Below are 12154 nucleotides of genomic sequence, written 5' to 3'. Positions count from 1 at the left end.
GGACATGGCATCCGGTCCGGTGGGATTTCGGTATCGGTGTTGATGGTGCAACGACCTTACTGTGGAGACCACTTGCTCATCTCGTGAACGGATAAGCTCGCTTTTGGGGCTGTTCCTCGGTGGAACACACGTGGCTCCGGGGGGAAGGGCGAACGTCCGGTGGCAGACGAAGAGCACCGCAGACCGTTGGAGCACCGCCGCCTGCTGGTGGTCTCCACCAACTACGCGCCGGAACTGACCGGCATCGGCCCGTACGCCGCCCAGCTCGCCGAGCACTGGGCCGCGCGCGGCGCCGACACCCATGTGCTGACGGGCATGCCGCACTACCCGTCCTGGCGCACCGAGGAGCCCTACCGGGGGGTGTGGCGGACCGAGGAGCACCGCGCGGGCGTCACCGTCCACCGGCGCCGCCACTACGTGCCGCCCCGGCAGAGCGCGTTACGCAGGGCCGCGTTCGAGGCGAGCGTCCTCGCGCACGGCCTTGCCGCACCGCCCAGGCAGCGGCCCGACGCGGTGATCTCCCAGATGCCGAGCCTCGCCGGCGGTGTCATCGGCGCCCGGCTCGCCCGCCGCCACCGGGTGCCCTACCTCCCCGTCGTCCAGGACCTGATGGGCGCTGCCGCCGCCCAGAGCGGCATCCGGGGCGGCGGCCGGGCGGCGGCCCTCGCCTCCCGGGCCGAGCGGTACGCCCTGGGCGCCGCCACCCTCGTCGGCGTCATCCACGAGAGCTTCGTCCCCCGTGTCACCGCCTACGGGGTCGACCCCGGGCGCATCCGCCTCGTCCCCAACTGGAGCCATGTGCGGGCGCCTTCGGCCGACCGGGCGGCCACCAGGGCCAGGCTCGGCTGGCGCGAGGGGACGCCCGTCGTCCTGCACTCCGGCAACATGGGCCTCAAACAGGGCCTGGAGGTCCTGGTCGACGCGGCCCGGCTCGCCCCGGAGATCCGCATCGTCCTGATGGGCGACGGCAACCAGCGCGACACCCTGTGGGCCCGCGCGGCCGGGCTGCCCAACCTCGACTTCCTCCCGCCCGCCGACGCCGAGGAGTTCACGGACATCCTGGCCGCCGCCGACGTCCTCGCCGTCACCCAGCGCGCCTCGGTGCTCGACATGAGCGTGCCCTCCAAGCTGACCTCCTACTTCGTCTCGGGACGCCCCGTCGTCGCCTCCGTCGCCGACGAGGGCGGCACCGCCCAGGAGGTGCGCCGCTCCGGGGCCGGGCTCCTCGTCGCCCCCGAGGACCCGGCCGCGGTGCTCGGCGCCGTCCGCAAGCTCGTCGAGTCACCCGCCGAGGCCGACGGACTCGGCGCCCACGGACCGCGGTACGTGGCACGCCACCTCGGCCGGGAGGCCGCGCTCGCCCGCTTCGACGCCCTGCTCACCGAGGCCCTTCAGGACGACCGAGGGAGACCACGCCCGTGACCCACCCCATCCGCGCGCTCGACGACCAGGACGAACCCGCGCTGCTCAGGGACCAGTTCCGCCAGCTCCTGCGCTACCGGGCCCTCCTCGTCATCGGTGTGCTCGTGGGCCTCCTCGGCAGTGCCTGGCTCGGCCTGGGCGGCGAGGACACCTACGCCGCGACCGGTGAGGTCTCCGTGCGCTCCGCCACCTCCGACCCCTTCGCCGCGGGCGCCTCCGCCGACAAGGGCATCAACATCGGCTCCGAACGCCAGACCGCCGTCAGCGACGCCGTCGGCACGGTGGCGTCCGGCACTCTCACCAAACTGGGCGACACCGTGGAGGTCGGGGAACTGCTCTCCGGGCTCCAGGTCACCAACCCGCCCAACACCCTCGTCCTCAAGTTCTCCTACACCGCCCGCACCCCCGAACAGGCCAGGGCCAGGGCCGAGGCGCTCGCCGAGGCCTACCTGGAGATCCGCAGGGAGCGCACCGAGGACAGCATCGACAACATGATCGACGGCTACCGCGCCCAGCTCAAACCGCTCACCGAGCAGCGCGACCGGCTCGCCGCGCAGGAGACCGGCACCGGGGGCGACGACGTCACCAGCGCACGCGCCAACCTCATCGTCGCCATCTCCGCGCTCAACCAGAAGATCTCCGAACTGCGCGCGCTGGACACCACACCCGGCTACCTCAACAAGAAGCCCGTCGCCCCGACGCACCCCACCGGGGCCGGGCTCCCCCTGCTGCTCGGACTCGGCGCTGTCGTCGGACTCGCCCTCGGCCTGCTGATGTCCTGGGTGCGCCTCGTCTTCGACCCGGCGGTCCGCTCCACCAGGGAACTCGTCCGCTCGCTCGGGGCCCCGCTGCTCGGCACCCTGCCCAGGGAGCGCGCGGCGGCCCGCGCCCTGCTCGCGATCGGGCGCCCCGGCAGCAGGCTCGCCGAGGAGTACCGGGCGGTCGCCTTCCGGCTCGCGTACGACACCTCCTTCGCCGAACGCCGCCGCCTCCTGGTCACCACCCCCCGCGGCGACAACGACACCGCCAAGGCGGCCGCCGTCAATCTGGCCGCCGCCTTCGCCGAGATGGGCCGGGACGTCCTGCTGGTCGAGGCCGATCTGCGGACCCCGTCCCTGGCCGGCGAACTCGCCGCCGCGGCCCCCGGCCCGGGGCCGCGCTGGGCGACGGGACAGGAGAACCACAACTGGCCCGCCGACAGCCGGGCCAACGTGGACGTACCGGGCTCGGGCGCCTTCACCCTGGTCGCCGGCCGCCGCACCGACAACGTGCCGCGCGCCCTGACCTCCACACCCGTCACCCGCATCCTCGCCGAGGGAGGCAGACCCGGGGCCGTCGTCATCGTGCTCGCCCCGCCCGTCCTCTCGTACGCCGACGCCGTCGCGCTCGTCGACCGCGTCGAAGACGTCGTGGTCGTCTGCCGGCCGCGCGAGGTGCACCGCAGCGACCTGGAACGTATCCGCGAGATCATCGGCGCCGCGGGCGGCTCGGTGCTCGGCACCCTGCTCCACCCCGGATACGGCCGGCCGGTTCGGCGGGCCCGCCGCAAGGCCGCCGTACGCCCGGCCGGGCAGCCGGCCGGGCAGGAACACGCCGACCGGAGGCGGTACGGGGAGCCCGACCCGTCGGGCCGCACCGGCGACCCTGCCGAAACGATGGGCCTGCGCGCCCTGGACGGCGGCCCCGGCGGCCCCGGACGCGGCGGCGGCCGCAACAGCGCCGCAGGACGCAGATGAGGGCCCGCACCGCGATCGCCTGCTCGGTCGCGGACCAGGGGGTGGCGGCCCTCACCAACATCCTGGTCCTGGTGGTCGCCGCCCGGCTCTCCTCCGTCTCCGGCTTCGCCCGCTTCTCCGCCGTCTACCTCGTCTTCACCGTCCTCCTGGGCGTGTCCGGCGCCTACACCGGCCAGCCCCTCGTCCTGCGCCGGGGGGACGGCGAGGAGACCCGCGGCGCCTGCCGGTCCGCCGCCGGATTCACCCTGCTCGCCGCCACCGCCATCGGCTGGCCGCTCGCCGCCGTCTGCGCCCTGCTGCCGGGCGCCACCGCCCAGGCCCTGATGGCGCTGGGACTCGTGCTGCCCGTCGTCCTCGGGCAGGACACCGCCCGCTACGTCTTCGCCACCCTGCACGCCCAGCACCTCGCCCTGGCCGCCGACACCCTCCGGCTCGTCTGCGTCATCGGCGCGCTGGCCGTCCAGCCGCACGGGGCACCGGCCGCCCGGCTGATCGCCGTGTGGGGGCTCTCCGCGCTGCCCGCGCTCCTGCTGTCGGCGGCCGCACTGCACCGCAGGACCGCCGGGAGCCCCGTGTCGCTGAGGCCGCTGCTGCGCAAGGGGCACCTCGGCCGCCGGTTCGTCGTCGAGTTCGGCGTGGGCAACGCCACCTCCCAGCTCTCCGTGCTCGGCCTCGGAGCGGTCGGCAACCCGCTCGTCGTCGGTGCCCTGCGCGGCGCCACCACCCTCTTCGGACCGCTCAACGTGCTGTTCACCTCCGCCACCGGCTTCGGCCCCCCGCTCCTGGGACGGCTCGACACCGACCGGCTCCGGGTGCGCGCCACCGCCGCCCTGGCCGTCGCCCTGGCCCTGACCGCGGCCGCCTGGGCGACCGTCCTCGCCCTGCTGCCCGGTTCCGTCGGCCGCCACCTGCTCGGCGAGACCTGGCCCACCGCCGCGGCGCTGCTCCCGGCCACCGGCAGCCAGTACGCGGCGATGGCCGTCGGCACCTGCGGGCTGCTCGCCCTCAGGCTCCTCGACCCGCGCACCACGCTCGCCATCCAGATCGTCTTCTCGCTCGCCGCGGTCGTCTTCCTCGCCGGCGGCTACCTGCTGGGCGGGGTGCTGGGCGCCGCCTGGGGCCTGTGTCTGGGGTCCGTGTGCAAGGCGGTCGCCACCTGGACCCGGGTGGCCCGGCTGGCCCGCGACGGCGCTCGGGCCGGGGCGCCCGTCAGCGCGGGCGCCGCCCCGGCCGGAAACTCGTGACCAGCGCCAGGCACAGGGCCGCGATGGCCAGCTTGCCCGCCGCCTGCAACAGCGGGCCGCGCAGGAGGATGAAGGTGTATCCGGCGATCAGCGGCGCCGCGACCGCCAGCACACTGCCCGGTCCCGGCCCGTCCCGGGAGACCGCCCGCGCGTAACGGCGGTCGGTGCGCGCCGCCCCGTACCCCGTCAGCGCCAGACCGCCGATCATCCCGGCCGCCCCGAAGTCCACCCACAGCTCCGTCCACAGCGGCGCGGAGAGGTTGGTCATGTTCATCCCCATCCACTGCCCGACGCGCACCCCCGTGTCCTCCGGCTTGCCGCTCCACGCCGCCCGGGGCACGAAGAAGAAGGCGGAGCCGGCGAGCTGCCGGCCGTAGGTGTGCCCACGGGTGCCGACCCAGGAGATGGTGTTGGCGAACATGACCGTCTGGTCGTAGTCCTTGGTGGCCAGCGGCTCGAAGACCGACGAGGACTGGACCGGCCGGTACCCCTCGTCGTCGTAACGGAACCGGTCCGCGTACGGGAACAGCACCAGCGCGCCGGCCACCCCCAGCGCCAGCACCGACCGGTACATCGCCGCGCTGCTCGGGAACGCCGTGAACAGCAGCGAGATCAGCACCGTCAGGAACCAGTAACGGGCGTTGGAGACCGGGTTGTTCACGACCAGGTTGACGAGCGCGAGGGCGCACCAGACCAGCACGGTGGACGGCGAGCGCCGTGCCCGGCGCGAGGTCACCAGACGACGGGTGTAGAACAGCAGCGCCAGCAGGGCGGGCACCGTGCCGAAGCCCTTCAGGAACGCCGAGCCCACCTGGGACCCGCCCGCCGCCACCCCGCTCTCGGCGACCGAGGCGCTGATCTCCTGCCTGCTGGAGAAGAAGACGGCGGGCCCGCCGAGCTTCAGCACGTAGTACCCGCTCGCCGCGAACGCGACCAGTACGAGCAGCCGCAGCCGCGCCGGATGCGCGATGGCCCCGGCGCCACCGCCACCGCGCGGCGCGGTCCGCCGGCGCAGCGGGCGCCGGGACGCCAGCAGCGCGCCCAGGTCGAAGGCGGCACACCCCACGAGGACCAGCGCCACCGCCGTCACCAGGTCGGCGCGCGGCCCGACCAGCGGCGTCGGCGTCTGACCGATCACCGCCTGGGCGAACGGCGCCACCCCCATCGCGATGTACACGAACATCCAGAAGACGCCCTGGAGCAGCCGGCGGCGGGTGGAAAGGATCATCGTGGCGAGCCGGGCGCCGGAGTAGCACGTCAGGACGAGCTGGAGCCAGTACGCGGTGTCCCGCGCCCCGGTGCCGGGCTGGGCGGCGATCAGCGCGGGCAGGAAGCACACCAGACCCAGGATCAGTGGCAGGGCCAGCGCCCGCGAGAGCATCGCCCAGGACAGCGGCGCGGCGGGCGGCTCGACGGGAGGACGCGAACCGCCCTCCCGTACCGGCGCGGCCGGCGGCCCCTCGTGCACGGACGCCATGGGTTCCCCGTTCGTCGAGCAGGTGTGCCGCCGGTCAACACCTTAACGAATCACCACACTTGAGGAGATGTGGCGACTAGTCTGTGCGGGGTCGGACGAGGGCGAGGGGGACCCTGGTGAAGATCCTGCACATCGTCACGCTGCACACCCCGGACCACGCGTTCGGCGGTCCGACCCGGGTGGCCCTGAACCTCTCCAAGGTCCAGCGCGCGGGCGGCGACGACGCCCGGATCATGGCCCTGGGCGACGGATTCGAAGGCCCGCTGCCCGACGAGGTGGAGGGGGTGCCCGTCCATCTCTTCCGCGCCCGCCACCTGCTGCCGATGTTCGAGGTCAGCGGCATCACCTCCGGCGCCCTGCTGAGGACCGCGCGCCGCATGATGCGCGGCGCCGACCTCGTCCATGTCCACCTGATGCGCGATCTGGTGACGCTGCCCGCCGCCCTGCTCGCCCTGGCCTCCGGCACACCCCTCGTCGTGCAGACGCACGGCATGGTGGACCCCACCGAGAAGCGGGTCGCCCAGCTGACCGATCTGCTGGGTGTGCGCAAGGTCCTGCGTGGCGCCGACGCGGTGCTCCACCTCACCGAGGCCGAGCGGATCGACGTCAACGCCGTCGCCGCCCCCGTGGCGCTCACCCGGACCGTACGCCTGGTCAACGGGGTGCGCCCGCAGGAGTTCAAGCCCGCCCGCGAGCAGGGGCGCCCGCCGACCGTGCTCTTCCTCGCCCGGATCCAGGAGCGCAAGCGCCCGCAGGACTTCGTCGCCGCGATGCCCACCGTCCTCGCCGAGCACCCGGACGCCCGCTTCGTCCTGGCCGGCCCGGACACCGGCGCCCTGCCCGGCACCCTCGGACTGGCCCGGGGACTCGGCGTCCTGGACGCGCTGGACCACGTCGGACCGCTCGGCCACGAGGAGGTGCTGGCGGCGGGACGGGAGGCCGATGTCTATGTGCTGCCGTCGATCGAGGAACCTCTCGGCGTCTCCGTGCTCGAAGCGATGTCCGTCGGCACCCCGGCGGTCATCACCCGCACCTGCGGGCTGGGCCCCGATGTGGCGCGGGCCGGGGCCGGCCGGGTGATCGACAGCCGGGTCGGCGAGGACGAGGACAACGCCCGCAAGGTCGCGCGTGCGGTCCTGGAACTGCTGGAGCCCGAGGCCAACGCGCGGGCCGGACGGGCCGCCTGGGAGCTGGTCAACGAGCACTTCACCATCGGGGTGGTGACGGACACCCTCCGGCGGACCTATGAGGACGTGGTCCGCCGAAGGGCCGGGCGCCGCCTCAACCGGCCGGTCGCTCCCGTGACTTGAGCGCGATCTGCCACCGGTAGAAGCTCATCGCCAGGGCGAAGTCGAAGCCCGCCCGCCCGTCGAGGAAGCCCCGCCGGTACACATACATGTACAGGAACGACACCAGTGGTTTGAACGGCGCCTTGTGGAACAGCTGCCCCTGCCGGGACTTGGCCCGGCGCACCTGTTCCTTGACCTCCGGATGGTGCTCCAGCCACGCCTCCCAGTCCGAGTACCGGTTGTGCCGCTCGAACCAGGCGGTCACCGGGTCCAGGTCCTGGTGCTCGATCGGGTGGCGCAGGGCCGCCGTGCTCTGCGCGACCGGCTGGTAGTGCCCCTCCACCTCGCCGATCCCGGGCGCGTCCAGATCGCCCACCTCCGGGTAGTGGCAGCGGGTGCGGTCGGTCAGTGAGCGTTTGCGGATGGTGTAGCCGTGCCGCAGCCGCTTCCCCGAGAACCAGTACCCGAGCGGGATGTCGTACGCCGCCGGTTTCGGGCTGTCCGGATCGGCGAAGATCTCCCGCAGTTCGGCCAGCAGCCCGGGGCTGAGCCGCTCGTCCCCGTCGAGCAGCAGGATCCACCCCAGGTCCGTGCGCACATGGTCCAGGCACCACTGCTTCTTCCGGGGGTGGCCGCCGTCCCAGGTGTACAGGACGACCTCGGCGCCGCACTCCGCGGCGATCTTCGCGGTGTCGTCGGCGCTGTGCGAGTCGACGACGACGACCGCCTCGAAGTGGTCGATGACCGACCTCACCGCCTCCGCGATGTTGAGCCCCTCGTTCTTGGTGGGGATGGCCACGGCTATGGGCAGCTTGTTCATCCGTTGTCCCCTTCGGGCAGCCAGGCGTAGCAGCCTGTGGAGGTGAATGCGACGGCCGCCTCCGGGAGGGTGACCGTGCTCCGCTTCCCGCCGGCGGACGAGCCGGACGCCAGGTCCTTGCCCCCGGGCCCGGTCACCTCCCAGGTGCAGCTCGCGGTGGGGGAGACGTCGCGGTAGCGGCCGGGTCGCAGTTCCTTGCCCCGGTGGGTGCCGTCGGCGTACCCGTGCGCGGCCCGCTCCACCAGCTCCCGGTGCTGGGTGCACAGGTGGGCGGCCGCGGGCTCCGCTCCGGAGACCTCGCCCGCCACGACGGCGCCGGCCGCGAGGTCCGGGTCCACCTTGACGAGGTAGGCCAGCCGGTCGCAGGTCTCCTGCCCGGTCTGGAGCACCGCCGCCGGGTCCGTGCCCACGGGCACCCGGTCGGTCAGATACTCCTTCTGCTTCTTCGTGAACGTGCCGGTGGCCGGCGTCAGCCGGTCGCTGGGGATCCTGGGCGGCTCGCTGCCGCGGGAGGCCAGCGGCCCGGCCGGTGTGGACCCCTGGGAACCAGCCTCGGAACCGGCCACGGGCGCGGAGGGCGCCGCGGGGCCGGCTTCCGGCGTCCTCTCCGCGCCTGGGCCGGAGGAGGACGAGCCGCAGGCGGCCAGCGCCGCCGCCGTGAGCACGGCGACGGCGCAGGCCGGGAACGGGTTCCTCATCAACCCGTCCTCAGCGCGTAGTGGGCACTGACCTGGGCGGCGGTCAGCGCGGCCGGATACACGGCGGTCTCGTCGATCTGGCCGGCGAAGAAGTTGCTCGTCGGACGGTTCGGCCAGGTCGCGAGGTTGTCCCCGCCCACCCGCCAGTAGCCGGTGTAGCTCTCGTTCGTGGTGTACTGCGCGTTGGAGGCGCGCAGCTGTCCGTCCACGTACAGGGCCATGCCGCCGGAACCCTGGGTGGCGACGACATGGTGCCAGGCGCCGTTGTTGTACGCCCCGGTCGTGGTGACGGTCTGGCCACCGCCGCCGCCCTTGTGGGTGCCGAAGGCCAGACGCCCGTTGTTGAGCATGTACACATGCTTGTCGTACTTGCCGCTCAGTTCCATGGTGTTGGTCCCGAAGCCGATGATCTTCCCTCCCCGGGTCGTCGTCGTCTTGATCCAGGTCTCCACGGAGAACCTCGCCGTGTCGGACCGGCTCCGGTTGCTGTACGCGTACTGGGTGCTCCCGTTGAACCCGATGGCGGTCGAGGGCCCGGACACCGCTGCCGGGGTCTGCCGGTAGGAGGGAGCGTTGCGCAGGAAGCCGTTGTCCAGCCGCGCGCCCGTGTCGGCGGCGAAGGTGGACGTGCCTTCGTCGTAGCGCCAGTACAGGGCCGCTCCGTCGGAGAGCACCCTGGCCGGATAGCTCTCCGCCTTGGACGCCACGGTCGCGCTCACCGCGGGGGACTTGGCGCTGGTGTTGACGCCGTCGCTCGCGGTGATCCGGTAGGTGTGCGTCTCACCGGGCGCGACGTCGGTGTCCGTCCACCGCAGCTGCGGACGGTCCCAGAACACGGAGTAGCCCGTCGTCGTGTGGACGGGGGTGGTCGCCCCGTCCTTGTAGATCCGGTACGTGAGGGTCCCGTCGTCGGTGTCGAAGCTGGTCTGCCAGTTCACGTCCACCTTGTTCGGGGCGACCGTGGAGACGCTGACGTTGGGCACCCAGGGCGCCCCCGTGTCGGGCCCGTCGGCGAACCGGGTCAGCGCCTGCTGCGCCTTGCTGTTGACCGTGGTGAACTCGCCGCCCACCCACAGGTAGTGGTGGCCGCCCTTGTCCGTCTGCGCCATCACGCGCGGACCGACCGGCTCCCCGATCCCGTCGTTGGTGTCCGGGAACCACGGCAGCAGCTTCGGGTCGTCCACCGACTGGGCCAGCAGGTGCTTGCGCGGCTGGTCGGGGAACTCGCCCATGGACGCGCAGTCGTGGGCGTGACTTCCGCTGTACAGCACCCCGTTGTGGACGAGCAGGGCCTGTGTCGCGCCCAGGCAGGTGTCGCGCCACACCTGGTCGAAGGTGGTGAGGTCGAGCGCGATCCGTCCGTCGAACACCCCGCCGCCCGTGCCCTCGTTGGCGGTGTAGAACTGCCTGGCGTCGCTGGTGAGGTCCTGCACGGTGGAGGTGTTCGGGATGAAGCCCGGATAGCTCCTGGTCAGCGCGCCCGTGGTCGCGTCCACCACCGCCAGCGCGTGCGAGGAGGTCTTGTTCACGGTGAAGAAGTCCCCGCCGATCACGACGTGCCGGCCGTCCGGTGTGACCTCGACGGCCCGGCCGGCCTCGTCGGCGTTGGCCGTCCACGGCTTCAGCGCGGCGCCGGTCGTGACGGCGGCGAACTTGTTGCGGGTCTGCCCCGCGACGGAGTTGAAGTCACCCCCGAGATACACCGTGTCGTCGGTCACCGCGAGCGCCCGCACGGTGGCCGAGACGGCGACCTTGAAGTTCTGGCGCGGGGTGCAGGTGGCGGTGTCGATGGCGGCGATATTGCTCACCCCGACACCACTCACCGCCCCGAACTGGCCGCCCGCGTACAGGGTTTTGCCGTCCGGCGACAGAGCGAGCGCGCGCACGGTCGCCGTCCCGGAGGAGAGCGTGAACGACAGGGAGCAGCCGGTGGGCGCCCCGGTCGCGGCGTCGAACGCGGCGAAGTTCACCGCCGGCTGCTCGGACGTGCCGGAGGCGGCGCCCGGCGGCCGTACGGTGGAGAAGGTGCCGCCCGTGTAGACCACACCGTCGTCGGACGCGGCCATCGCCCAGACGATGCCGTTGGTCTGCCAGGTGGACAGGTCGTCCGCGGTGATCGAGATGGGTGGGGTGAGGGCGGCGGCCGGTGAGTTGCCCGCTGCGGCGGCGCTCAGGGCCCCGGCGAGCAGGCCGAGCGCCGCGGCCGCGGCCCGCACCCGGCCGCGCCGGCGCCCCGTGGTTGCGTTCATCATTCAGCTCCGAAGGTGAGAACGAGCTGCGGCCGGTGGGCCGCGGTTACTGAGGGGGCGGGGCCCAGTGGCCCGCCCCGTACCGGCGCGTCCGGTCCCACCGTGTGTCCGGTGGGGCGGGGGTGTGCGCCGGAGTCCGTTGCCCGGCCCGTCGCGGGGAGCGACGTCCGGGAGTGGGCGCCTGTCCGACGCCCGGGGCGCCTCACCGGTCCACCCGCACGGCGGCCCCGGCGAGCTGGTCGGCCAGCTGGCGGACATCGGCGTCGACCATGATCCTGGCCAGCTCCCGCGCCCGCACGGCCGGTTTCCAGCCCAGCAGCCGTGCGGCCTTGGAGGCGTCCCCGATGAGTGCGTCGACCTCGCTGGGGCGCTCGTACTTCGCGTCGTAGCGCACGTGTTCGCGCCAGTCGAGGCCCGCGTGCGCGAAGGCGTACTCCAGGAACTGCCGGACGCTGACCCCCTCACCGGTGGCCACCACGTAGTCGTCCGGGGTGTCGCACTGGAGCATCCGCCACATCGCGTCCACGTACTCGGGGGCGTAACCCCAGTCGCGCACCGCGTCCAGGTTTCCCAGGTGCAGCCGGCTCTGCAGGCCCGCCTTGATCCGGGCCACCCCACGGGTGATCTTCCGGGTCACGAAGGTCTCCCCGCGGCGCGGCGACTCATGGTTGAACAGAATCCCGTTCACCGCGAACATCCCGTACGCCTCGCGGTAGTTGACCGTCGCCCAGTACGAGTAGACCTTGGCGACGCTGTACGGGCTGCGCGGGTGGAACGGGGTCAGCTCGTTCTGCGGCGGCGGGTTCGCGCCGAACATCTCCGAGGACGAGGCCTGGTAGACACGGGTGTCGATACCGCTGGCCCGTACCGCCTCCAGCAGCCGGATCGTGCCGAGCCCGGTGACGTCGCCCGTGTACAGCGGGGCGTCGAAGGAGACCCGCACATGCGACTGGGCCCCCAGGTTGTAGACCTCGTCGGGCCGGATGTCCCGCAGCAGGTTCACCAGCGCGACCCCGTCGGCCAGATCGGCGTGGTGCAGCACGAAGGACCGGTCCTCCTGCTCCGGGCCCTGGTAGATGTGGTCGATCCGCTCGGTGTTGAAGCTCGACGAGCGGCGGATCAGGCCGTGGACCGTGTATCCCTTCTGGAGCAGCAGCTCCGACAGGTACGAACCGTCCTGTCCGGTCACGCCGGTGATGAGCGCGGTCTTCGCCACGTT

General features: G+C 72.9%; 9 protein-coding genes. 4 read left to right on the top strand and 5 right to left on the bottom strand.

What is annotated here, in order from left to right; all coding sequences use genetic code 11:
• Window positions 1-159: 159 nt before the first annotated feature.
• The 3 genes from P8A18_RS01485 to P8A18_RS01475 are packed head-to-tail and all read left to right on the top strand — an operon-like array spanning window position 160 to window position 4402.
• Window positions 160-1422, top strand: a complete 1263-nt coding sequence (locus P8A18_RS01485) for a glycosyltransferase (RefSeq protein ID WP_306050984.1) — start codon at window positions 160-162, stop codon at window positions 1420-1422.
• Window positions 1419-3158 carry a lipopolysaccharide biosynthesis protein gene (locus P8A18_RS01480; RefSeq protein WP_306050982.1) on the top strand — a complete coding sequence of 580 codons (1740 nt, stop codon included), beginning with the start codon at window positions 1419-1421 and terminating at the stop codon, window positions 3156-3158. Before P8A18_RS01485 ends, P8A18_RS01480 begins: the two co-directional genes overlap by 4 nt.
• Window positions 3155-4402: an MATE family efflux transporter gene (locus P8A18_RS01475; RefSeq protein ID WP_306050980.1), complete on the top strand. Its 1248-nt coding sequence runs from the start codon at window positions 3155-3157 to the stop codon at window positions 4400-4402. The genes P8A18_RS01480 and P8A18_RS01475 overlap by 4 nt, the downstream gene beginning before the upstream one ends.
• Here P8A18_RS01475 and P8A18_RS01470 read toward each other — a convergent pair.
• A complete protein-coding gene (locus P8A18_RS01470; protein WP_306050978.1) occupies window positions 4368-5879 on the bottom strand; it encodes a hypothetical protein in 1512 nt (503 codons plus the stop codon). The genes P8A18_RS01475 and P8A18_RS01470 overlap by 35 nt on opposite strands.
• A 116-nt stretch (window positions 5880-5995) precedes the next feature.
• On the opposite strand from P8A18_RS01470, the gene P8A18_RS01465 reads away from it, so the two are divergent.
• Window positions 5996-7189, top strand: coding sequence for a glycosyltransferase (locus P8A18_RS01465; RefSeq protein ID WP_306050976.1), 1194 nt, complete (start codon window positions 5996-5998; stop codon window positions 7187-7189).
• Here P8A18_RS01465 and P8A18_RS01460 read toward each other — a convergent pair.
• The 4 genes from P8A18_RS01460 to gmd form a co-directional block, all read right to left on the bottom strand.
• Window positions 7161-7988: a glycosyltransferase family 2 protein gene (locus tag P8A18_RS01460; protein WP_306050974.1), complete on the bottom strand. Its 828-nt coding sequence runs from the start codon at window positions 7986-7988 to the stop codon at window positions 7161-7163. The two genes, P8A18_RS01465 and P8A18_RS01460, sit on opposite strands and share 29 nt — an antisense overlap.
• Window positions 7985-8686: an Rv1352/Rv1906c domain-containing protein gene (locus P8A18_RS01455; protein WP_306050972.1), complete on the bottom strand. Its 702-nt coding sequence runs from the start codon at window positions 8684-8686 to the stop codon at window positions 7985-7987. The genes P8A18_RS01460 and P8A18_RS01455 overlap by 4 nt, the downstream gene beginning before the upstream one ends.
• Window positions 8686-10938, bottom strand: a complete 2253-nt coding sequence (locus P8A18_RS01450; protein WP_306050970.1) for a LamG-like jellyroll fold domain-containing protein — start codon at window positions 10936-10938, stop codon at window positions 8686-8688. The genes P8A18_RS01455 and P8A18_RS01450 overlap by 1 nt, the downstream gene beginning before the upstream one ends.
• Before the next feature lie 199 nt (window positions 10939-11137).
• Window positions 11138-12151, bottom strand: coding sequence for a GDP-mannose 4,6-dehydratase (gene gmd, locus P8A18_RS01445; protein WP_018551009.1), 1014 nt, complete (start codon window positions 12149-12151; stop codon window positions 11138-11140).
• Window positions 12152-12154 lie beyond the last annotated feature (3 nt).

Origin of the sequence: Streptomyces sp. Mut1, from assembly GCF_030719295.1 — a bacterium.
Classification (GTDB): Bacteria; Actinomycetota; Actinomycetes; order Streptomycetales; family Streptomycetaceae; genus Streptomyces; species Streptomyces castrisilvae.
The sequence above is the reverse complement of the archived record's forward strand: the minus strand, read 5'-3'. Positions and strand labels throughout refer to the sequence as shown.